This is a genomic window from Arenicella sp. 4NH20-0111 (assembly GCF_040366405.1).
Lineage (GTDB): Bacteria > Pseudomonadota > Gammaproteobacteria > Arenicellales > Arenicellaceae > Arenicella.
Window position 1 is genome coordinate 227,908 of record NZ_BAABWF010000003.1, and the last position, 23,417, is coordinate 251,324.

General features: G+C 46.5%; 19 protein-coding genes. 14 read left to right on the top strand and 5 right to left on the bottom strand.

The window, feature by feature from the left end; all coding sequences use genetic code 11:
* Positions 1 to 7: 7 nt before the first annotated feature.
* The 3 genes from ABWW54_RS08390 (at position 8) to ABWW54_RS08400 (ending at position 5,863) form a co-directional block, all read left to right on the top strand.
* Positions 8 to 1,453 (top strand): tryptophan 7-halogenase, encoded by a 1,446-nt coding sequence (locus ABWW54_RS08390; RefSeq protein ID WP_353411798.1) that lies wholly within the window; start codon positions 8 to 10, stop codon positions 1,451 to 1,453.
* Positions 1,454 to 1,461: 8 nt separating this feature from the next.
* Positions 1,462 to 2,982 (top strand): tryptophan halogenase family protein, encoded by a 1,521-nt coding sequence (locus ABWW54_RS08395; protein WP_353411799.1) that lies wholly within the window; start codon positions 1,462 to 1,464, stop codon positions 2,980 to 2,982.
* 88 nt (positions 2,983 to 3,070) lie between these two features.
* Complete coding sequence (locus ABWW54_RS08400; protein ID WP_353411800.1) at positions 3,071 to 5,863, top strand: Kelch repeat-containing protein; 2,793 nt, start codon at positions 3,071 to 3,073, stop codon at positions 5,861 to 5,863.
* A 61-nt stretch (positions 5,864 to 5,924) separates the two neighbouring features.
* Here ABWW54_RS08400 and ABWW54_RS08405 read toward each other — a convergent pair whose 3' ends face one another.
* Entirely contained in the window at positions 5,925 to 6,677 is a 753-nt protein-coding gene (locus ABWW54_RS08405) for a DUF481 domain-containing protein (RefSeq protein WP_353411802.1), read from the bottom strand.
* 148 nt (positions 6,678 to 6,825) lie between these two features.
* Here ABWW54_RS08405 and ABWW54_RS08410 point away from each other — a divergent pair, with 148 nt between their 5' ends.
* Positions 6,826 to 7,980, top strand: a complete 1,155-nt coding sequence (locus ABWW54_RS08410; protein WP_353411803.1) for a cation:proton antiporter domain-containing protein — start codon at positions 6,826 to 6,828, stop codon at positions 7,978 to 7,980.
* Positions 7,980 to 8,843: a Rossmann-fold NAD(P)-binding domain-containing protein gene (locus ABWW54_RS08415; RefSeq protein ID WP_353411804.1), complete on the top strand. Its 864-nt coding sequence runs from the start codon at positions 7,980 to 7,982 to the stop codon at positions 8,841 to 8,843. Before ABWW54_RS08410 ends, ABWW54_RS08415 begins: the two co-directional genes overlap by 1 nt.
* Before the next feature lie 138 nt (positions 8,844 to 8,981).
* Here the strand turns inward: ABWW54_RS08415 and ABWW54_RS08420 are convergent, their stop codons facing one another.
* Positions 8,982 to 9,491: a hypothetical protein gene (locus ABWW54_RS08420; RefSeq protein ID WP_353411805.1), complete on the bottom strand. Its 510-nt coding sequence runs from the start codon at positions 9,489 to 9,491 to the stop codon at positions 8,982 to 8,984.
* Positions 9,492 to 9,586: 95 nt separating this feature from the next.
* Between ABWW54_RS08420 and cobB the strand changes: the two genes are divergently transcribed.
* On the top strand, positions 9,587 to 10,300 hold the full coding sequence (cobB, locus tag ABWW54_RS08425; RefSeq protein WP_353411806.1) for a Sir2 family NAD+-dependent deacetylase: 714 nt from the start codon (positions 9,587 to 9,589) through the stop codon (positions 10,298 to 10,300).
* Positions 10,301 to 10,421: 121 nt separating this feature from the next.
* Entirely contained in the window at positions 10,422 to 10,679 is a 258-nt protein-coding gene (locus ABWW54_RS08430; RefSeq protein ID WP_353411807.1) for a hypothetical protein, read from the top strand.
* A 170-nt stretch (positions 10,680 to 10,849) separates the two neighbouring features.
* Here ABWW54_RS08430 and ABWW54_RS08435 read toward each other — a convergent pair whose 3' ends face one another.
* Both ABWW54_RS08435 and ABWW54_RS08440 read right to left on the bottom strand, forming a co-directional pair.
* Positions 10,850 to 13,531 carry a VWA domain-containing protein gene (locus tag ABWW54_RS08435; protein WP_353411808.1) on the bottom strand — a complete coding sequence of 894 codons (2,682 nt, stop codon included), beginning with the start codon at positions 13,529 to 13,531 and terminating at the stop codon, positions 10,850 to 10,852.
* Positions 13,532 to 13,547: 16 nt separating this feature from the next.
* Positions 13,548 to 14,141: a hypothetical protein gene (locus ABWW54_RS08440; protein WP_353411809.1), complete on the bottom strand. Its 594-nt coding sequence runs from the start codon at positions 14,139 to 14,141 to the stop codon at positions 13,548 to 13,550.
* Between the two features lie 285 nt (positions 14,142 to 14,426).
* On the opposite strand from ABWW54_RS08440, the gene ABWW54_RS08445 reads away from it, so the two are divergent.
* From ABWW54_RS08445 to ABWW54_RS08470, 6 genes are all read left to right on the top strand, one after another.
* Positions 14,427 to 15,581, top strand: a complete 1,155-nt coding sequence (locus tag ABWW54_RS08445) for a PilT/PilU family type 4a pilus ATPase (RefSeq protein WP_353411810.1) — start codon at positions 14,427 to 14,429, stop codon at positions 15,579 to 15,581.
* A 191-nt stretch (positions 15,582 to 15,772) separates the two neighbouring features.
* Positions 15,773 to 16,423, top strand: coding sequence for a Slp family lipoprotein (locus ABWW54_RS08450; protein WP_353411811.1), 651 nt, complete (start codon positions 15,773 to 15,775; stop codon positions 16,421 to 16,423).
* Positions 16,424 to 16,671: 248 nt separating this feature from the next.
* Positions 16,672 to 18,135 (top strand): betaine-aldehyde dehydrogenase, encoded by a 1,464-nt coding sequence (gene betB / locus ABWW54_RS08455; RefSeq protein WP_353411812.1) that lies wholly within the window; start codon positions 16,672 to 16,674, stop codon positions 18,133 to 18,135.
* A gap of 49 nt (positions 18,136 to 18,184) precedes the next feature.
* Entirely contained in the window at positions 18,185 to 19,879 is a 1,695-nt protein-coding gene (betA, locus tag ABWW54_RS08460; RefSeq protein WP_353412078.1) for a choline dehydrogenase, read from the top strand.
* A 5-nt stretch (positions 19,880 to 19,884) separates the two neighbouring features.
* Entirely contained in the window at positions 19,885 to 21,102 is a 1,218-nt protein-coding gene (locus tag ABWW54_RS08465; protein ID WP_353411813.1) for a BCCT family transporter, read from the top strand.
* Between the two features lie 87 nt (positions 21,103 to 21,189).
* A complete protein-coding gene (locus ABWW54_RS08470) occupies positions 21,190 to 21,678 on the top strand; it encodes a GNAT family N-acetyltransferase (protein ID WP_353411814.1) in 489 nt (162 codons plus the stop codon).
* Between the two features lie 44 nt (positions 21,679 to 21,722).
* Here the strand turns inward: ABWW54_RS08470 and ABWW54_RS08475 are convergent, their stop codons facing one another.
* Positions 21,723 to 22,112, bottom strand: a complete 390-nt coding sequence (locus ABWW54_RS08475; RefSeq protein ID WP_353411815.1) for a hypothetical protein — start codon at positions 22,110 to 22,112, stop codon at positions 21,723 to 21,725.
* 143 nt (positions 22,113 to 22,255) lie between these two features.
* On the opposite strand from ABWW54_RS08475, the gene ABWW54_RS08480 reads away from it, so the two are divergent.
* Positions 22,256 to 23,401, top strand: a complete 1,146-nt coding sequence (locus ABWW54_RS08480; protein ID WP_353412079.1) for an MFS transporter — start codon at positions 22,256 to 22,258, stop codon at positions 23,399 to 23,401.
* The last annotated feature ends 16 nt before the right edge of the window (positions 23,402 to 23,417 follow it).

Genomic DNA, 23,417 nt, shown 5'->3' on the forward strand with positions numbered 1-23,417 from the left:
CTGCGTTATGAATAATGTAATCGAACGCATTGCGGTAATCGGAGGCGACGAGCACGCTTGGTCAGTCGCTGCGCGCTTGCTGGTTGGTCTGCGTGGACAGGGCATTAGCATTGTTGTTGTCGATGAAGAGCCTGAGGATCCACGAGGCGTTATTCCAATGGGTCTGTCGGCTCATTCTTTTCACCGTAAGATAGGAATAGATGAACCAACCGTGATTCGACAAATGGACGGCGCATACAGTTATGGTGTGGCGTTGAAGAAAGAAAATCAAGATGAGGATTTCTTTTCGTTCTCGCCCAGCGGTGATTTGATTGATCGGGTCCAATTTCATCATTACGTTGCTAAATATAGAAATGGCGGCGGTTTGGTTTCGCTAAGTGACTATAATCTTGCCGCCCTGGCAACCAAGGAAAATAGATTTGCACACCCGAAGCCTAATTCTCCTCTGGAGAAACTGGACTACGCGTTTAACGTAAGTCGGAAGAAATACATCGATTTATTGCGAACCGCGGTTCTTGCTCGTGATGTTTCTCACGTTTGTTCCAAGGTGCGAAGTATTAGCCGAAATGACCTCTCCCTAGTGACAGCATTGTCATTAGCCAATAACCAATCGTTGGAGGTGGATTTTGTATTCGATTGTACTGGGCTAACCGGAGATACAGGCTGGGAAAGCTGGGGTGACTATTATTCATATGACCGGCAACTACGGTGGATTGAGGGTGTGGATGGAAGCGCTCCTGATTCTAGATTGTCGCTCGAGCAATTAGAGTTGGCGTCGCATAACTATTGCTCTTCGGCAAAGCATGTTGATCATTGTGTGTCTTTCAGTAGTCGCTCTTTGACTGACGCTGGGGCTTCTGAGTTAGCGGCTAAGCTCAGCCCCAATTTTGATGAGCAGAGAGTTAATTTTTTGGATCGGCCGCCTCGGATTAGAGCCGAGTTTTGGCATGGCAATGTCTTGAACATTGGCGCAAATGCTGGCTACGCTGGGAATCAACTCTTCTCTGATTTATATCACACCCATAGCGCGATTGAGCGCTGGTTAGAATTGTATCCGAGTAAAGGTGAAAACGCGTTGCTTGCTAAGCAATACAACACTGTATGCAGGCAAGAATATGGGCATGTTCGCGATGCGCATGCGATGGTAATTAGTGCTAGCCAACATTGCAGCCGAGCTATCTCGCTTTCAAAGTCGTTAAGTCATCGTCTATCCTTATTTGAAGGAATTGGGAGTGTTGCATTCTACGAAAACGATGTTCTTGAGCCCCATCAATGGGTAAACCTCTTGTGTGCATTAGGCTGCTTGCCGAAGCGCAGCGACGCGTTGATCGATCACTTAGAGCAAGATGACTTGCACAATCTATTGGTCAGAGTTAGAACGCAGCTCCAGGCGCATGTCTCGGAGCTTCCAGATTATGATCAACTATTAAATGCCATTCGGCAGGCTTCTTAAACCAGTCTATGCAAAAATTTTTAGAGAATAGAATTCAAGATGTTGTCATTGTCGGAGGAGGTACCGCCGGTTGGATGACGGCGGCTGCTTTGTCTCAAGTATTGCCCAGTGACTATTGTCGTATTCGTTTGGTCGAGTCTGAAATGATCGGGACGGTCGGCGTTGGTGAAGCGACTATTCCCCAAATAGCTAAGTTTAACGAGCTAATTGGAATAGATGAAAATGAGTTTATGAAACAAACTCAGGCTACGTTTAAACTGGGAATCGAGTTTAATGATTGGGGGAAAATTGGCGATTCATACATTCACCCATTTGGCGTATTCGGAGCGCCAATAGGTCAATTGCCGTTTCATCATTATTGGTTGAAAATGCACCAAAAAGGGCACTATGCAAAGCTTGATGACTTCGCTTTGGCGTGTGTAGCCGCTCCAAATGGGAAGTTTACTCGGCCCCTAAATATTCAAAAATCACCGTTGGCCCAAATCGTCTATGCTTTTCAGTTTGATGCCGGACTATACGCGCGCTTTTTGCGTGGAGAGTCTGAACGCAGAGGCGTAGTACGTATTGAAGGGAAAGTGTTAAATGTGAATAAGCGCCAGGCTGATGGTTTTATTGAGTCAGTTGAGTTAGAGGACGGGCAGTGCTTATCGGCGGATTTGTTTATTGATTGTTCTGGGTTTAGAGGCCTACTCATCGAACAAGCGTTGGAAGTAGGTTACGAAGATTGGTCACACTGGCTGCCGTGCGATCGAGCAGTCGCAGTTCCGTGTGCGGCCACATCAGCCCCGCAGGCTTTCACGCGTTCAACCGCTCGCAGTGCCGGATGGCAATGGCGTATTCCTTTGCAACATCGAGTGGGTAATGGCCTTGTGTATTCTAGTGGCTTCATGTCACAGGAAGACGCTGAAAAAAGCTTGCTCGCTGATTTAGAAGGGGAATTGTTAGGAGAACCTAATAAGTTGCGATTTACCACTGGCCGACGAAATAAGTTTTGGCATAAAAACGTGGTTGCGATCGGCCTATCCAGTGGCTTTATTGAGCCATTAGAGTCAACCAGCATTCACCTAATTCAATCTAGTATCTCGAAACTCGTCGGGTTGTTCCCTGATCGAAACTTTAATCAAACGAACATTGATAAGTTCAACCAACAATCTGTTCAAGAAATTGAATCCATTCGAGACTTTATCATTGCCCATTACAAGGCGACTCAACGTGACGACAGTGAGTTTTGGAACTATTGCCGAAATATGTCTGTGCCAGACAGCTTACAAGAAAAGTTAGATCTCTTTAAGCACACGGGTCGGTTGTATAGAGAAGGTGATGAGTTATTTAGTGAGGTTAGTTGGCTGGCTGTTTTGTTTGGACAGAATGTTGTGCCCGATGGCTATCACCCTCTGGTTGACACCTTAGATGAAACCGCTCTTTTGAATTATATGAACAGCATTCAAGACGTGATCAAACGTTCTGTGGAATCAATGCCTAATCATGTCGACTATATCAACCAGCATTGCAAAGCAACATCCCTATAAAAATCGCCGGTTAACGTTAGGGGCACGCCTCAGTGCGTTACCGTGAAAACGCCAACACCTTAACCTCGGTCCCCAAAGAGAAATGACTATGAGTTTTCGTTCAATTGTTTTTGTGTTGTTACTTTTAAACTTAACAGGGTGTCAAACCCTGATGACGCCAGAATGGCGTTGGGAGACCGTTCAAGCGACAGGAACGCCCACAGCGAGGCATGAAGCTTCCTTTGTTGAGCATTTAGGAAAGTTATATTTAATCGGTGGTCGGAGAATCAATCCGGTTGATGTATTTGATCCGGCAACCAATACCTGGGAGCAAAAGTCACCAACTCCGATTGAATTACATCATTTTCAAGCGGTGTCGTTGGGTGATGCAATCTACCTAATTGGTGCCATGACGAGTGGTTGGCCGAAGGAAGAGCCATTGGCGAATGTCATGGCTTATTATCCCGAAACGGATACATTTAAAACTCTCCACGCGATTCCCAAACACCGACGCAGAGGCGGCGCGGCAGCGGTGGTTCACAACGAGAAAATCTACTTGGTTGGAGGAATTACGAATGGTCATTTGGATGGTTATCAATCTTGGCTTGATGAGTATGACCCTAAGACTGGACGTTGGAGGGTCTTACCGAGTGCTAAGTTTGCGCGTGATCACGTGCAAGCCGCCACGATCGATAACAAACTTTATGTCTTTGGCGGGCGCACAAGTCGCCATCGAACTGAGGAGGTATTCTCGTTGCCTGTGCAACATGGTGAGATTTTTAATTTTGATGACGAAGCCTGGGAACCCGCTAGCGAAGACTTAATATTGCCGACCCTTAGGGCTGGGAATAGTCTGTTTGCGTGGGATGACGAGATTGTCGTTGGAGGTGGTGAAAGTCATACTCAAGAAGTATCTCACGCTGAAAACGATGCGTTCAACGTAAGCTCACGTCAATGGAGGCGCTGGCCAAATTCTTTAGTTGGTCGGCACGGCACTGGGTATGCGGTGACAGGAGGCTACGTTTACGTTGCGTCAGGTTCGGCAAAACGTGGCGGCGGGCCCGAATTAACATCGGTGGAAAGGCTACGCTTACCGAGTAGGGTAACAACAAAGACAAGTAAGAATGACAAGAGCGTGCTTGTTCATCAACAACACCATCGTGTGACACTCTCGTTTACAGGACCACATACCTCTGAGCAGGCTTCGCCAAACCCGTTTACTGATTATTTGCTGGAAGTGGAATTTACGCTTGGAGACAAGCTTAAGAAGGTGCGTGGATTCTATGCGGCTGATGGCAACGCAGCGCACACGAGTGCAAGCGCCGGAAACGTCTGGCAAGTAAATTTCTCACCCAGTGAACTCGGACTGTGGAAGTACAAAGCCAGCTTGAAGCAGGCTGATGGTATTGCTTTGGGTGAAAATTTGAGACAGGCGCAGTTAATAGATATCTCTAATTCGGAAGGTCAATTCAGAGTCGTTCGTTCGGATAAAGAAGCCCCCGACTTTCGAGCACAGGGTAGGTTAGTTACAAAGAATGGCTACTTTTATCATCCTGCGTCTGACCAATATTGGCTAAAAAGTGGTGTCAACAGCCCGGAAAACCTCCTAGGCTATTATGAAATTGACGGCACGTATCGAACCAAAGTCGAGGCTCGAGAAGGCGAAGCGGTAGCCACGACTGAGCTGCATCGTTTTCCAAACCATGCTAAAGATTGGCGCATGGGGGATCCGACATGGGCGAACGGTAAGGGTAAAAATATCGTCGGTGCACTCAATTATTTGGTGTCTAAGGGAATGAATGCCAATTATTTTTTGACCATGAACATCGGTGGCGACGGAAAAGATGTGTGGCCATTCATTAGTCATGACGACTTTACTCGTTTTGACGTCAGCAAATTAGCACAATGGGATCTTATCTTTGACCACATGCAGGCAAACGGTATTCTCTTGCATGTGGTTTTACAGGAGACTGAAAATGAAACCTTGTTTGATCAAGGTGACACGGGTCCCCAGCGAAAGTTGTATCTAAATGAACTGGTATCTCGGTTTTCTCACCACCCTGCCTTGATATGGAATCTAGGAGAGGAAAACGGCCCGCAATCGTGGTCTCCAGTAGCTCAGAATGACGGCCAGCGCCGGGCGATGTCCAATTATCTCAAGAAGATAGACCCTTATAACAATCCGGTATTCCTGCACACTCATTCAGAGCCGCACGCAAAAGATGATATTGTGGGTCCAATGCTTGGCCATCAAGCCATAGATGGCCTTTCTTTTCAGGTAAACCTTCGTGAACAAGCGCACGATGAAGTCATTAAGTGGCGGGCTAGGGCAAAGAGCGCAGGCAAAGAATGGTTGATCACGATGGATGAAATTGGAGAGTGGCATACCGCGGCACTGCCAGACAGTTTGGATCCAAACCACGACACACTTCGCAGATATGCTCTTTGGGGAACATTAATGGCGGGATCCGCAGGCGTTGAATGGTATTTTGGTGCTAAATATCCGCATAATGATTTAACATCGGAGGACTGGCGCGAGCGGGATCGACTTTGGGACTTAAGCCGGTATGCGCACGACTTTTTCATGACCTATTTACCCTTTTGGGAAATGCGCCCTATGGATCATTTAATTGAAGGGAATGAGCACTATATTCTGGCGAAGGAAGGGCGTATTTACGCAGTGTATATGACTGAGCCTGAGGTCACTAATTTGGACCTAACCCGAGCTGAGGGCGAATTTTCAGTCGATTGGTATGACCCTAATTATGGTGGCGAATTGAAGGTCGGAAGCGTCAAGGCCGTTGCTGGCGGCGGAGAAGTCTCTGTTGGTATGCCTCCATTAAAGAAAGAGGCATTACTTGGCAACGACTGGGTCGTACTTCTTCGCAAGGTAAGTGACTGACTGAATATCGTTCTCTCAGAGCCCATTTAAGCAACGCAAAGAGCTCTGAGAGATAGGGCGTCTATTGGCTAAATTTGTACACTAAGCTAAACGATGTGATCGTATCAGTTTCATCAGCTCCAGGCGCTGGGTCTGTGTTGTGGCGTACGATAAACCCCGCTTTAAGTGAAAAGCGATCATTCATCGCGACAAATAATGCTGCATCGTTTTCTATGAACGAATTGTCTGAGCCAAGCTCGGCTTTAAATTTGTCAACGAACTCGGTGTTGTCGGTTAATTTGTGGTGAAAATCCGAGCGCAGTACTAGCGTGGCCCCGCTCACGTCTTCGCCTTTTAGCTCGCTTCCATCATCGAGTCTGATGGCTGTATTGGTATCTCTGTAACCCACGCCTAACCCTGTTTCCCACTGAGTCGGTTCAGAATCAATGATTTTGTATCCATACCCAATCGCCAAACTTGATTGCTCCGTGAAGCCATCAAAATCATCGTCTAAGTAGCCCAGAGTCAAGAAGAGATTGCTGCGCTCGCTTAAAGCCCGCTTTAACGTATAGTCTGCAGAAAGATTGTTGGCCGTATCGGTACTGTCGTTTGAGGTTTTGTAAGTTGCGAACTTTATGTCATGGCTCCATAGCGGGCCTTGCTTATTAAAGTTCAAGCCCACGTTTAGGTTTTCACTGTCTGTATTGCCACTGGCTTTCACATACCCAGCCTCTCCTTGTCCGCTCCATTTGGGGGACGCGTCTTGTGCTGATGAGTGACCAAAGACCATGCTGGATGTGAGTGCTGCAAAAAACAGCGTTAATGATTTATTCATCGATTCCTCTAAATGTCATTTTAAGGTCGTCTTACCAACCCATACTTAGCTAATTATTGGGGTATGATGGAGCTCGACTACACCGACTTCAAGGTGCTCGATCTGACATTTATAACTTGTTGACATATTGCTCTAAACACGTCTGATTATGCTTTTTTCACTGTTTCTAATTTTTGTAGGTGCCGCGCTCTTTGCGACGTTGGCCTTGGCTGCGCGGCAATCTTTGATTATCGGTTATATTGTGCTCGGGGTGGTGCTTGGCCCATGGGGGGTAGCGTGGGTCACTGATACTCAGCTAATTCAAGATATCTCGAATATAGGGATAATTTTTCTACTTTTTTTGCTTGGCCTACATTTAAGCCCCAATAAGCTCTTTGATTTATTAAAACAAACCATGTTTGTCACACTATTGACCTCGGGCAGTTTTGCGCTGATTGGTTGGGGCGTGGCAATGTTAAGTGGCTTTACGTTAAGCAATGCGATTGTGGTTGGCGTGGCATGCATGTTTTCCAGCACCATCATCGGGCTAAAGTTGTTACCCACCACCGTGTTACACCATAAACACACTGGAGAGGTCATTATCAGTGTTCTGTTACTACAGGACCTTATAGCCATTGTCGTTCTATTGGCCTTTCAAGCCGTCTCCAGTGAACAGAATGCCATGCTTGAATTGGCGAAATTGGTCGTTCTTTTACCCGCGTTGATTGGCGTTGCTTGGGGATTGAAGAAATTTGTTTTGATGAAGCTTTTCTTCAAGTTTGACCGTATTCAGGAATACGTCTTTCTTTTGACTATCGCGTGGTGTTTAGGCATTGCCGAATTGGCTTACGCAATCGGCTTTTCGCATGAAACTGGCGCATTTATCGCTGGGATCACGGTCGCGACCAGTCCAATAGCGATGTTTATTTCTGAAAGCCTGAAGCCTCTGAGAGATTTTTTTCTAGTATTGTTCTTTTTTGCATTAGGGGCTGGGCTCAATATCACGGCCTTAGGCGATATTTGGGTGCCTGCGGTGGGGCTGGGATTGGCCATGCTCGTTGCTAAGCCCGTGATTTTTAGATTTGCCCTTCGAAAGGTTTCCGAGACCAATCGTCTTGGTTGGGAAACCGGGTTTCGTCTAGGGCAAATGAGTGAATTTTCATTATTAATAGTTTTTGTGGCATTGCAGAGTGCATTAGTTGACAATACAACCGTTTATTTTGTGCAACTTGCTACTTTAGTTACGTTTATCGGGTCGAGTTATTCTGTGGTATTACGATACCCAACACCCGTGGCTGTTTCCGATAAGCTTAGGAGAGATTAATGGCGATAATATTTGGTTGTGGCGATGTCGGTCGACGTATCGCGAATCACTTAATGGAAAACGGGTTACCCGCCGATCACATCAATGCTTACGTTAATACCGTCGATAGTGCTGAGCTTTGCGCGAAGATAAAAGTGTTGGCCCTGCGCGTTGATCTCGATGATTTGCAGCGTGATTTAAGTTTGTGTAACGAGCAGGATTTGTTTTATACCGTGGCACCGCAAAAATATGGAGAACATGACGAACGAAGTCGAACTCTGTTAGAAATGTGGGAGGCAACAGGCGTGAGTCCGCGTAAAGTCGTGTTGATAAGCACCACGGGCGTCTACGGTGATTGCAATGGCGAGTGGGTGACAGAATCCTCAGCAACCACTCCCCAAACGGATCGAGCTAGGCGACGGTTGGACTCTGAGACGGTTTGGTTTGATTGGGGGCAGCGTACTCGTGTCCCAGTGGTGGTTTTGAGAGTGCCAGGAATTTACTCATACAGTCGTTTGCCCAAAGATCGATTAATGAAGCGCACACCGGTGGTCAGACCAGAGGAATGTGGGTTCACCAATCGAGTTCATGCCAACGATTTAGCACGTATAGCCGTCCGAGCAATGGAGGTGGGTGAAGCGGGAGAAGTTTTTAATGCGACGGATGGCGTGCCAGGCAAAATATCGGAGTTTTTACAGGAGGCCGCCACTGTGCTTGGTATGGAGCCGTTGCCTCAAATTTCGATGGAAGAAGCTAAATCTGAACTTTCCGAGGGTATGTTGTCGTACTTAAACGAGTCTCGTAAAATCAGTAATCAAAAAATGATTGCGCAATTGGGAGTGGAACTTTTATACCCCAACTTTAAGCAGGGCATTAGATATTAAAGCTCAAAGATAAGACACAGCACCGTGGGCCGATGCTGTGTCTTAATAGCGGTCAAGCCGTAACCAGCGTCTTGACCTTGGGCCTACCCAGCCCTTTCCCAACCAACAGGGATCTGTCTTACTGTTCTCGCTGCGCGGTTAGCTGCAATGGAAGTGATCTTTGTGTCGAGTACAGCGTAAGTTATCGTCATAGTATGGTGAATATCCGTTTATTGGGCATACTTCCACACGTCGATTGTTGTAATTCCGGTTAGACCTGCCACCGTAGTAATAGTCGTTGTTGTAACCATTGTTATAGCGGTAGTTATAACGGTCGTTGTATCGATTGTTATAACCTCGGTTGTAGTAGTACCGATTACTGCGTCTGCGCTCGTATCTGCGAGGCTTATAATCATCGTAATAATGGTCATGGCGATAGCTACGATGTCTCGATCGATGGCCTCGATTGTTTCTATAGACCCGACGATAGCGCTTTTTCTTGTATTGGTGATCATGTACACCAATGCTGATACCCGGCAGATCAAGGTGCAGACTGCCGCCAGCCTGCGCTGTGACGGGCGTCAGAGCGATTCCCAGTAGACCAAATGCAGACGCTAGCACGGTGATTAAGCGTGATTTATTGGCGCTTTTTACAGCATTAAACTTCATGGAAGCCTCCTATTTCTCGTCTAGAGCAGTTACGATACATGAACTATACACAGTCGGAACTGAACCAAACCTGAACCAATGCCAATCGGAATTATATGAAAGACGTTAAATCTATTGTGGTGCTTACTGGTGCTGGTATTTCAGCTGAATCAGGTATAAAAACGTTTAGAGCGTCAGATGGGCTGTGGGAAGAACATCGAATTGAAGATGTCGCTGCGCCTGAGGGCTTTGTTGCTAACCCAGATTTGGTGCATCGTTTCTACAACCAACGTCGTCAGCCTTTGCTCGGCAATGAGGTTGTTCCGAATGGGGCGCATCATGCCTTGTCGCTATTAGAAGCGGGTTTTACCGGGCGATTTTTACTTGTTACTCAAAACATCGACAATCTGCATGAGCAAGCTGGCTCACAACGCGTGTTGCATATGCACGGGGAGATCTTGAAAATGCGTTGCAGCAACACTGGCCGTATTTTTGAGTGTAAAGATGATATTTCGACTCAAGATCTCTGCCCTTGTTGTGCCGACACCGGTCAGCTGAGGCCACATATTGTGTGGTTTGGTGAAATGCCTCTGTATATGGATGAGATACATAGAGAGCTGGAAAACTGTGATCTATTTATTTCAATAGGCACGTCAGGGAACGTTTACCCAGCAGCGGGTTTTGTCGAATTTGCTAATCGAGTGGGTGCGCGAACATTGGAAGTTAATTTAGAGGAGTCAAAGACAGCATCAGCATTTGATGAGGGGATATACGGAAAAGCGGGCGAGGTGTTGCCAGTATGGGTTGAGGATTTTTTGGCGGATCAGTGAAAATTCACCCAATCGGGTGAAGTGCAAGAATATTGTTTGTCATAAATTAAGCATCGACCCACGGATCGGGTCACACGCAGTAAGCGTGTTCTAAACAATATAATATTATTAGGATGTAATAATGAAAAATAAAACTATTCGTAATTCAATTTTAATGGCGTCCATATTTGGGGCAATTTCTTTCAGTGGCCAAGCGTCAGCTGGAGACTGCAAAGGACTGGAAAACGCCGCCTGTAGTGCCGAGTCTGCTTGTAGTTGGGTGGAAGGCTATGAACGTAAGGATGGTCGCTTGGTTAAATCATTTTGCCGCGCTAAACCCAGTGTAAAAAACAAGCTGGCGGTCCAGAAAAAGGGCGGCGATAAAAAGCAGCTAAAATAAGGGGCTCTGGCGTCCGGTCCTCGAATGAGGGCCGCGCCTTGGTAGCCATACAATGTTGTTCAGCAAAAAAGGGTTCGTTTATCGAACCCTTTTTTGCTGAAGCCTTTTGTCGATACCAAAGCCCGTGGGAATAGCGATGGGCTCTGGTACTCATTGCGGTAGAACCGTTTTTATCGAACCGTGATCATAGGTTTTGATTGATCGGATTTTTGATCTGCTGGCACCGCAATGACGCCGTTCTCATCTACGTAGAATGAAATCAACGCTTCACGGTGTAGCCGGTCTCCAATTTTTGCCACCACTCGAGCAACGTAAACACCGGGTCGCTCGACCTTGATCAGTGAGGAATGGATCAAGTCGCCGGCTTTCAAATCGCCGTCGCTTCCGAAGTCATTGAGTTCCACACTAAATTGATCAGAGACGAGTCTCTTGTTACCAATTGACGCTTTGGCTTCCTTCTCAGGGTTTGCCTCAGAGCCCCGTTTGTCTTCATTTTCGCTGTTGGTTTTCTCCGTTGCTGGCATCTTCAATTCAGCGTACAACCGTACTTTTTCGACCGGGTTTACCCCATTAAAGATTTTGCCTACAAGTAGCGGGCGTCCGTCGAGGCTTTTCACATCAGCCATCAATCGGAGGTCAGACTTTCCGAAAACGATGATGTCATTGAGTTCATTGGCATTCGACACGTTCATTGACTCTATACGCCAGACTCCTTCTTTGTCTAGAGAATCCTTACACTGAAACGGCAGTGCTATACGGGCTAGAGTGTGAGTCTTCCCAGCCCTAACATCGACCCCCTTCATGGACTTTTCTAATTCCATTTTACAACCGCTGGGGCTCGTCACGGTGGTCACTATGGGCTTATGACCATCGTGAACCCAAATTGAGGCGACGTCTAATTTTCGATCGCCGACGTTAGCTATAAAGTTAACAATATTGGACTCTCCAGGCTTTAGATCTTTGCGCGGGTCGACTAGCATCGTATCATCAGCCGCTGACGCTGCAATCGATAGAAAGTGTTTGCTCAGTTCAAGAGGGCTGAGACTGGGGTCTTCGGCATGCGAGCCACCACTGGCTAAAGCCACATCCGCCAATACCGCGCTGGATAGGTCAGTTCCAAAACCAATCGAATGTAACCTGATATCGTTGCTAACGATGGGGGCAGAGATATCATTTAGGTCTGAGCCAAAGGGAGTATTATGCCGCCCGTCTGAAAACAACAGGAGCATTTGTCGAGGGTTTGGCGTTGCCAGCCCCGTTAGTTGAGCAACACCTTGTTGCACTCCATCAATGATATTTGTGCCACCGCCAGCACTTAGGTTTTGGATGGCGTTGTGAGCGGTGCCAATTGAGGCTGCATCTAAGTTCTGAATCCCGAACGCAGGCGTTGTGTCATTGGCTGTATTTGAGAATTCGATCATGCCTACTCGGCTGCCGCCGGCCAAATCAAGAAAATCGACAAAAGCCGTCGCAGCGTTTTTAAGCGCTGTGATTTTACTTTCACCAGGTTCTCCTGAAGCCCAGTTCATTGAGCCACTGACATCAAAAACCATGGATATATCGGTTTGTTGACTGCCTGTGACGAAATCAATGTTTGGTACGGCGCTACCAGATCCAACTGTGATGGGTTGAATTAGGTCAACTTCATCAAAGTCAGGCGCAGTACCGCCGGTAGCGTAATCCGGAAAACACTCCGTTGCCCAGCCAGCCGTGGAGTCATGGTTTGCTCCGTTGACTGTAGAGAGAGTGTAGCGAGCTGGATCATCAGGGCCTACTGACGGAACGGCGTTTGACCACGGAATGATGCAGGCAAAGTAATCACCAGGTAGGGCAGCCTCCAACCGGTATTCACCCGCAGACAGCTGGGAATCAAACTGAGTTGCCGTAAACGTTTCATACACCGGTTGACTGGTGTCTCCGACATCGTAAAACCAGACACGTGCTCCTTGAACTGCATCTCCGTTGGGCATGGTAACTTGGCCAGTGATTGTGCCTGTGGTAAATGGAGCAGTCCCGTTTGGGTGTGCGCCAGTACCGGCGTAATCTTTTGTGGCTGACCGAAAGTCATCTTCCTCTAAAGTCGCTTGCTGATTTTGAGCGGCAACATCGGTATCGGTGACGAAGGGGAACATGGTGACTCGGTCATTGCCGGTAAAGGCCATGCTGACGTGTGAGAGGCCAAACAGATGTCCGATCTCGTGCGCACTAACCGCCAGCACATCAACCACATTATTGGTTGTGTTAGGAGTTAAAACATAGTCAAAATTGAGTGAATTCCAAACCATATCCATGTCTAAGATTGTGCCCGGCTGAAGGCTCATTCCATTGGGGTAGTCAGCAACCGGCAGAGATACGTTTGTGCTTGCTGACCCATCGGAACATGGTACGGTTCTATTGCCTGCATTTAATGTGATTGCGGGTCCTACGTAGACCGTTGTGATACCGCGAGCAATGGTGGAAGCGGAAAACACCTGAGTGGTATCTGACCACGTAACGATGTTCTCTAAATCGCATCCAACGTCGGCCGTTGCGGTATCGGCAACATTATTGAAGGTTAGGTTTGACGAACCGACGGATTGCCATGAGTTAAACGCTGAAAGTAACTCATTACGTAAGCTATTGATCGGAATATTTGCCGTGCCTGCACCTTGAGAATTGTTGTTCACGGCTCCGGCATTATTTAACGACCAATCAATCGGCATTGCGCTGTTTGCCCAAGTGCGGTTGCGGATGACCGTTCCAGAGTCGGTAACCGCCTCTAGGTTTTCTCCGGCTTGAACGGGTTTTATAAGAGGGCCGTTCGAAAATGATATCGCACAGGCGGCTGCTAAAAGTTTGTGTTGTAGTTTCATGATCATTCTCCTTATGTCATTTCACGGCCGCACGAATGCGGTTCAGATGGCGTGTTAATCGGACGTTTTCCTCAAGGCGTGACTCATCCTGTTCCGGCGCTAAAATAGCCACTTTACTTTTCTCTGTCGAGAATTCGAAACTGTCCATTTTTTTCAGAGCCTCGCTTTGGGGTTCGCTGATAAATAGCACAGCCACCTCATCAACATTAAGCGCAGGGGTGTGTGTCACGTATTGAGCGATCGGGCCAATGACGCCACCTGGGTAGCTCACTTGAACTTGGCGGTTGGTTTTGCCCTTCATCGTTTCTAATACATCTATGGTGGCAGTCGTGACAATCACCTTCCCGATCCAAGTGGATTTTTTACTTAATACTCGGCCCATTACTACAGCGTCTGATTTGGCCGCCGACTGTTGTATTTGACCGATTTCAGAGTCGGGGTCAATGTCACCATTGGGTTGGTCAATCAGTGGTTGAGTTGGTAGTTTGATTGAGTGAGATTGTTGGTGGGTGTCTAAGCCCGACAGCTCGGATGCAAATGCAACTGGGGAGCATGCGCTTGATGCCAGAAGGGTGGCACCAAACAATAGGTTGATGAAAAGTTTGTTCATGTTTTTCTCCTTGGTAAATAAACAAAAGTGGTGTTCCAAGAAGACGTAACCCAGCCTTCTTCACTGAAAGCAATAAAATCCTCTCCTTGGTAATACTTTGACGACGCAAAGTTGTTTAATACGACAGGCGGGCGGTAATTAGGTTGATCTTAAGTAACCCTCGTGCTGCGTTAGGGTGGTTCAGTGCAGCAAATATTGTCGTTCTATTTGTCAACCATGACCATTCTTCGGTAAGATTAATGCGTATACTTATTGGTTAAGACATTCTAATAATCGAGTCGTTCAATGTTAAAAGCGCTATTAAAACTGATCGTCGATAAAGACGGTTCTGATCTGTATTTATCATCTGGTGTCCAACCGTCCATGAAAGTGAATGGCAAACTGATGAAAATTGGTAAGCAATCATTGACCGGCGCAGACGTTGAGAAAATTGGTTTAGAAATCATGAACCCTGAGCAGGCTAAAGCGTTTGAACTTAAGCCTGAGATGAACCTCGCGATTGATGAGCCATCTATAGGTCGATTTAGGGTGAATATCTTTCGTCAACGCAATGACATGGCGCTTGTCATTCGAGTGATTAAAACCGAGTTGCCTAACTACAAAAAATTAGGCTTGCCAGAAAACCTCACCGAATTGATTATGGAGAAACGCGGTCTGGTTATCTTTGTGGGAGGAACTGGCTCGGGTAAATCGACCTCGTTGGCGGCATTGATAGACTTTCGGAATCAAACCCACGCAGGCCACATCATAACGATTGAAGACCCGATTGAGTTTGTTCATCCTCATAAAAAAAGTATTGTGAATCAACGAGAAGTTGGGGTTGATACTGACAGTTATGAGGATGCGCTTGAAAACACGTTGCGCCAAGCTCCAGACGTTATTCTGATTGGCGAAATTCGCAGTCGAGAGACGATGGAGCATGCTTTGGCGTTTGCCGAAACAGGTCATTTATGTTTGTCCACGCTGCATGCGAATAATGCCGACCAAGCTCTAGATCGCATCATTAATTTTTTCCCAGAGGATCGTCACAAACAGTTGTATTTGGATTTGTCTTTGAATATGAAAGGGTTAATTTCACAGCGTTTGATCCCAACGAAGGAAGGGGGGCGCGCTGCCGCAATTGAAATCTTAACGGGTTCACCAAGAGTTAAAGATCTAATTAAAGATGGGAAAATCCATGAAATTAAAGAGGCCATGGAAGGGTCTGAGCAATACGGCATGCAGACTTTTGATATGGCCTTACTTGCGCTGTTCAAAGCCGATCGAATTACGGAAGAAGAAGCAATGAAAAATGCAGACTCGCCAAATAATTTACGCTTAAAGCTCAAACAAGGTGAAGGTTTTTCTGCAAAAGCAGAGTTCTCTCTCATGACCGAAAAGTCGGCTGAGGATGAGGATGAAGAGGAAGAAGTTGAAGAAGATCCTGGTCAGATGTTTTAGACCTAAAGTGTCATAGAATTGTGGGCAATGGATGACGAAGGTCTAAATTAACTTTTATACACATGCCGAAGGATTGGTGAGCGGAAAACGTTCTACATAGGAAGTAGCGCAGTTTCCGTTCAACTGAGTACTCGTTTACTGGGCCGACGTTGGCCTCATCTAACCAGGACTCCACAGTCATGAGGTATTAAATGATGATACATTCTATAAAAACGTTTCGGCTAATGGTCTTCGTTCCCTTGCTATTGATTACTTCTGGGTGCGCATCCACCGCGATTGAGAAAAACATTTCAAATAAAATAAGCGTGGCACCGGCTATTGATGTTCCTTATGGTGAGGTTATAAAAAGTACACCCGATCATATTGGCGTTAATGTTCGATGGGGCGGTCAGGTAATAGGTGTCGAAGATGTGGATGGTCGGGCTCAGTTAATGGTATTGGCCTATCCACTTAACCGCAGGGGCCAGCCAGAGCAAGAGCCTGTGGACGGGTTTGTCGGAGGACGATTTATTGTCGAAACGGACAATTATGAAACTAAAGGCAGCAGCCGTTTTTTAACGGTATATGGCCCAATCTCTCGTACCGAGATTTTGACCAATGGAAGGCTTAAAAAAGCCATACCGGTGGTGACCGCATTGGAAACCAAGGAGTGGAGCGATCACGAGCAGCGCTATGCGCGTAATAGAAAATATCACCTTCCGTACAATGGTCTTGGTGTTGGGATAAGGCTTGGCCATGTTCGCGTTGGTTACGGAGGTTATGGTTACTTTCGAACACACCCCTTTTTCTATCCCTATACGTATTTTGGTTCACGCAGTTATCGCAGTCGTCGATTTAGGTGAGCAGGGGTGTTGTCGGCTTAACGGCATTGTTGATTATATTTGTTGTGCTCAGTTCGCGCGTTGATTAGCACTAAGAGAATCAGCGGCTAAGAAAACGGCTTCTCCTGGATGACTGATGGGCGTCATTATTACAATTGAACAGTATCGCGGTGTTCTGGACTTATCTGAAATAAATCGATGACTCACATTTTGATAGTGGCTATGATTGATCAGAATAATTTCTTAAAGATCAATCATAGAGTCCAGTCATGTCCTTAGTGCGGTATCAAAATTTTGTCGATGGGCAGTATGTAAAAAACCAAACCAATGCGTTTTTTGATGTCACAAACCCCGCCACAGGAAACATTGTATATCAAGTTGAGATTGCTGATGACAAGGTAAAGGAACTTGCAATAAGCAGTGCCAAGAAGGGTTTTAATGCTTGGGCTCAGTTATCGGGTATTGAACGCAGTCGAATACTTATGAAGGCCGTCACTTTGTTGCGAGAACGCAATGATGAGCTGGCGAAAATCGAAGTGGAAGATACCGGAAAACCGTTGTCTGAAGCCGTGGCAGTCGACGTGACAAGTGGAGCAGACGCTATTGAGTTTTTTGCGGGAATTGCTCCGGCAATAGAAGGCAATCAGCAATCCTTAGGCAACGATTTTTACTATACTCGGCGTGAGCCACTTGGTGTGTGTGCTGGTATCGGAGCTTGGAACTATCCCCTACAAATTGCCTGTTGGAAGGCTGCGCCAGCACTTGCCGCTGGTAATTCAATGATATTTAAACCGTCTGAAGAGACACCCTTAGGAGCATTGAAGCTCGCTGAAATTTTCGTTGAAGCCGGTGTGCCCGCAGGCGTGTTTAATGTGCTCCAAGGCGATGGCGCTGTCGGCGCCTGGTTGAGTGAATGCCCTGAGATAGCTAAAGTGTCTTTTACCGGTGAAGTGTCTACCGGCAAAAAGGTAATGACCAGTGCGGCAGGTTCATTGAAAGAAGTGACGATGGAGCTAGGGGGTAAGTCTCCCATGATTATTTTCGAGGATGCAGACATTAATAATGCGGTGTCTGCCGCGATGCTGGGCAACTTTTATACTCAAGGAGAGGTCTGTACTAACGGTACTCGAGTCTATCTGCACGACGCTATCTATGACGAGTTTGTGGATGCATTGTTAACGCGCACGAAAGAAAATATTGTTGTTGGAGACCCGTTAGATCAACGCACAAACTTTGGGGCAATGATTTCAAAAGCCCATCAAGAAAAAGTATTGGATTGCATCAACAAAGGTGTTGCCGAAGGAGCAACATTGCTATGCGGCGGTTCAAATGTCATTCCAGAGAACGCCCCCAATGGCTATTTTGTTGCGCCTACAATCTTTGCTGATTGCCACGAAAATATGAGCATTGTTAGAGATGAAATTTTTGGGCCGGTCATGTGTTTAATGCGCTTCAGTGGAGAAAAAGAAGCAGTCCAAAAAGCCAATGCGACCGACTTTGGCCTTGCCGCCGGTGTGTTTACGCGAGATATTAATCGTGCACATCGTGTCGTGCACCAGTTGGAGGCGGGAATTTGTTGGATCAATAGTTACGGATTGTCGCCCGTGGAAATGCCAGTAGGTGGGTACAAACAGTCTGGGGTAGGGCGCGAAAATGGCGTCGAAACAATCAAACATTACACACAGATAAAGAGTGTTTACGTGGGCATGCAAGCATTAGAGTGCCCTTTTTAATAAGTTCGTTCTGGAGAGCGAACAAATAGATTACGCGGAGAGAACGACTATCAAAAACGACCAACAGTTTGATTACATCATCGTAGGGGCGGGTTCAGCCGGGTGCGTTTTGGCCAATAGGCTTACTGAAGACCCGACGGTACAAGTTTTGCTGTTGGAGTCCGGTGGTAATGACGGCAGCCTATTTATCCGCATGCCCACGGCGTTGTCATACCCGCTAAACACCGCTAAGTACAATTGGTCGTATCTGACAGAACCTGAACCGTTTATCAACAATCGAAGGTTAGATTGTCATCGAGGAAAAGTGCTAGGTGGTTCTTCTTCGATTAATGGCATGGTCTACGTGAGGGGACATGCAAAGGATTTCGATGAATGGGAGAGCTTGGGGGCGAAAAACTGGAGTTTTGCTGATTGTCTCCCCTACTTTAAAAAGTCCGAAGATTGGCTAGAAGGTCAAGATGAGTATCGAGGCACTGGTGGACCTATTTCGGTGAATCTTGGGAACAAAATGCAAAACCCGTTGTACAGAGCGTTTGTCGAAGCCGGGGTCGAAGCCGGCTATACCGCTACCGATGATTACAACGGCCACACGCAAGAGGGCTTCGGGGCAATGCAAATGTCGGTGAAAAACGGCGTACGGTGTTCTACTTCGTTAGGGTATTTGAGAGCAGCCAAAAAAAGATCAAATCTGACGGTCAAGACGAAGGTGTTGGTGGAAAAAGTTTTGCTGGAAGGGAAACGAGCTGTCGGCATTCGTTGTCAATCCGGCAAAAAGACAATCAGTTACAGAGCGCGAGGAGAAGTCATCGTGTCAGCCGGCGCTATCGGTTCGCCTCACTTGTTGCAATTATCAGGCATTGGTCCTAAGGACGTGCTTGATCAGGCTGGGATAGAGGTTAAGCACGCTTTGCCAGGAGTTGGTCAAAACTTACAGGACCATTTGGAGTTCTATTTTCAGTATCGTTGTAAGCAACCTATTACCTTGAATGGTAAGTTAGGGCCGCTAAGCAAGCTTCTAATTGGCGCTCGTTGGTTTTTCTTCAAAACAGGTTTGGGTGCCAGTAATCATTTTGAGTCGTGTGCATTTATTCGTTCAAAAGCCGGTGTCGAATGGCCAGATTTACAGTACCATTTTCTACCGGCTGCCATGCGTTATGACGGCCGCGTTGCCTTTGATGGGCATGGATTTCAAGTGCATATCGGACACAATAAACCTAAGAGCAAGGGATGGATAAAAGCGCTCTCCGCCGACCCTAAACACAAGCCCAGCATTCAGTTCAATTATTTGCAAGAACAAGAAGACATCGAGGGGTTCAGGGCGTGCGTCCGTCTTACTCGCGAAATACTCAATCAACCAGCATTTGATCAATACCGTGATGGTGAGATTCAGCCGGGTGAACAAGTGGCCTCTGACGAGCAAATTGATGAGTTCGTTCGATCGAATGTCGAAAGCGCTTATCACCCTTCTTGTGCTTGTAAAATGGGGGAGGATGAGATGGCTGTCGTCGATTCTGAAACCAAGGTGCACGGGATAGCGGGTTTACGAGTAGTGGACTCAAGCATTTTTCCTAGTATCACTAACGGTAATCTGAATGCTCCCACGATTATGTTAGCTGAGCGTGCGGCTGATTTAATAAAAGGCGTGACACCGCTTGTCGCTGAGCGGGTGGATGTAGGTTTGATTGACGGTTGGGAAACTGCCCAGCGGACCGGCACACCCAAACGTTCACTACGAGAAGGGTAAGCGACATGACTAACTGGTTAAGCATTGGAGTGCTATTTATCCTAGCGCTGATTTTTTTCGTACTGTTTAAGTGGGGAGCCGTACGATGCGTTGGCGTCACTCCCGTAAAATCAATCAGCTTTATAGCGATTCTTTTTACGTCCGGACTGGACGTTGGCTTAATCATGTTTCCTCTCACAGAATTCCCTGTGTACGCAGATTTGGTTAACAATCCCGAGTACGCATTTTCAAACCCGTTAGCTATTGAGTTTGGTTTCTGGGGTTTTCTGGTTTGGGGTATGTACTTTTTGACCTGTTTCTATTTTTGTGTGCTTGAGCCGCACGTTAAGTTTTTCGAAATTCCCTTGGTCAAGCTGTTGAACAACATAATAATCGTGGGTACCTGCGCTTTCACTGCCAGTTTGTTTTTGAATAACTTACCTTGGTATTTGCCCCAATTGGGCGACGGTAAGTCTGTCGGTGTCGGGTTTTATGTCCTAGTATTTTTGGTGATTGCCGCGGCCGTTCATTCGAGTTCCAACCTGAGGTACGTGCGCTGGCTTAGCCTTGGCTCAACCGTGCTATTTCTGGCGTTGATTGTATTTATGGGGAGCGATTTTGCCGTAAATACCGATAATGGCATGGCCATCATGTTTCAAAACTTCCTGCTAGTCTCAGACTACTTTAAGCAGTTGGATAAGTTTGTTTTGCCAATAAATAGCTATCACGAATTCTACCTTTATTGGTGGTTCGCGTGGAGCATCATGATTGGTCAGTTTACCGCGCGTTTTGTGGGTGGTTTTAAAACTTGGCAATTGCTGTTAGCGATGATGATAGTGCCGTCCGTATTGATCGCTATTTGGTTTACGGTTCTGTATTCGCTGTTTTCTCAGGGCAGCCAACTCGGAAGCATTATTCCGATCTTGATGGTGTGTGTGGGCGTTGTTTTTGTGATTAACTCTCTGGATTCTCTGATAAGGCTATACACTGATAACCTTTCATTGAAACTGCATAGGTTCGGTTATGCGCGTTACTTCTTTGGAAATTTACTCGCTTTGGTGGTTCTTACCATGTTGTTTCAGCTCAACTTTTTGAAAATTGAATGGGTGGGTGCCTTGGTCATCGCGTTGCTTTTTGGGTGCTTTTTCTACATCTTAGTTAGCCGACGAGCGAGAGTTTGGCAGATTAAAGGTTCGCCTGAACAGAACAGGTTAGATTTCGAAAAATTAGCAAGAACCGTTTAGTTTTGTCAGGGTAAGATTTAGTAGTGGCTGTCGAGTAACGTAAATGATTTACAAAAAAATACGGTATCGCTTTAGGACAAGGCTTGTATGATTATTCGTGAAGCAAAGCATGACGATTGGAATTTGATATGGCCGATATTTCGGGAAATAGTCTTGGAAGGTCAAACCTACGCGTATGATCCCGAAATCACAAAGGGCGACGCTGAGAAAATTTGGTTGGCCGACCCGCGCGCCACCTTTGTGGCCGAAGACGGAGGACGCATTCTCGGAACGTACTATCTAAAGTCAAACCAGGCAGGCCCGGGGGGGCATGTATGTAATTGTGGGTATATGGTTTCTCCCAAAGCAAGAGGCAAAGGTGTGGCAAGTAAGCTGTGCGAGCATTCTCAGAGCGTGGCATTAAATCTTGGCTACGACGCCATGCAATTCAATTTTGTGGTTGCCAGTAATACCGGTGCCGTCAGGCTTTGGAAAAAGCTAGGCTTTGAAATAGTAGGAACATTGCCCAAGGCGTTCAAACATCCTGGACAAGCTTATGGAGATGCGTTTGTAATGTATAAGTGGCTGAAAAGCTGACACTGCATTACAAACGGCGTCGTCGTATTTTCTCTCTGAGATCGCTAATTGGATTTTAGAGACCTTAAAAATAGCCCAATACCACCGACGGTGAGCACTAAGATGACGGCTAAATCAAATGCACTCATCGATCGCATTTGAAACTGTATTGAAGAAATGACCCCAAAAACCAATGCGGTTAATGAACCAGCAGCGAGGAGCCAGCCAAATATATTTTTCGCATTGTAGAAAATCATCCCGACGCCAAACATGAATGGAATCATGATCATGCCGCTGGTGATGTTAAAGCTGCCGAAACTATAAACCCGCGACCCAAAGCCGTGGTGGGCGTAAAAAGTGATCGAATTTAGTAGCATGTAAACGCCACCACAAAACATAAAAAAGCCAATAAAAAACTGACCTAGGCCACCCGAACTGCCGCCTGCTCCACGCATGTAAATCTCCTGAAATAAATTAACTGGATGATTGTCCTTTGCTGGAGGATAATTATCAAGTAATTCATCGAGCCATACTAGTAGGACGGCCAATTTTGAAATCAGCTAGCTCTTGGAAGTCTCCCACCACATTGTTGTTGTTAATGGCGTTTATTATGCCGCTGGCATTTTCAACTTGGGCGGCCTTGATTAACAATTTCAGTAAAGAAGCCGCCGATTTCACAGGACGAGAGATTGGTATCTTACAGAGTTTGAGAGAGGTGCCAGGCTTTTTGGCATTCACCGCAGTCTTCTTATTGGCCTTTATCAAAGAGCAGCGTTTGGCCATGATCTCTCTACTCTTGCTTGGAATAGGGGTGTTGTTGACTGGCTTCTTCCCGTCAGTGCTCGGTTTGTATATCACCACCGTCATCATGTCGATTGGTTTCCACTACTTCGAAACGGTGAACCAGTCATTGACCCTACAGTGGGTCGAAAAGGACAATGCCGCGCACTTTATGGGTAAAGCACTTTCAGCGAAAGCAGCGGCCTCCATTCTGGTTTTTGCAAGCACCTGGGTCTTGTTTGAGTACTTTGATGTTTCGTACAAAACGGTTTACCTTATTTTTGGTGGCATGAGTCTGCTGATATTGTTTTACGTTTGGATCGCGTTTGCCGAGTTCGAAGCCAAAGTTGAGCAAACCACGAGTTTGGTTTTTCGAAAATCCTATTGGTTGTATTACGTACTGGTATTTTTGAGCGGAGCGAGGCGCCAAATCTTTATGGTGTTCGCCGGTTTTTTACTGGTAGAGAAATTTGAGTATTCCGCGGCGACTATCTCACTTTTGTTTTTAGCCAACTATATTTTCAATTTATTCTTCGCGGCAAAACTGGGAAATATTATCGGCAGGGTGGGCGAACGAGCGGCATTAAGCTTCGAGTATGTCGGATTAGTTCTTGTCTTCGTTGCTTATGCCTTCGTTGAAGACGCCACCGTGGCAGGCGCTCTTTATATTATAGACCACTTCTTTTTCGCCTTCGCCATTGCAATGAAGACCTACATTCAAAAAATAGCTCACCCAGAAGACATCGCTTCCACCGCGGCTGTTAGCTTTACCATAAACCACATTGCGGCTGTTGTATTGCCAGCAATATTGGGAGTTTTGTGGCTTTACAGCAATGCGTTAGTCTTTATGTTTGGTGCGCTGCTGGCGTTCGCGTCGCTTTGTTTTTCGCAATTGATACCACGAAGGCCGCAAGTGGGGGAAGAAACTAGGTTGGTTAAAGTTACAAGATCACCTATCACATAGAACCAAGCCTGATTCG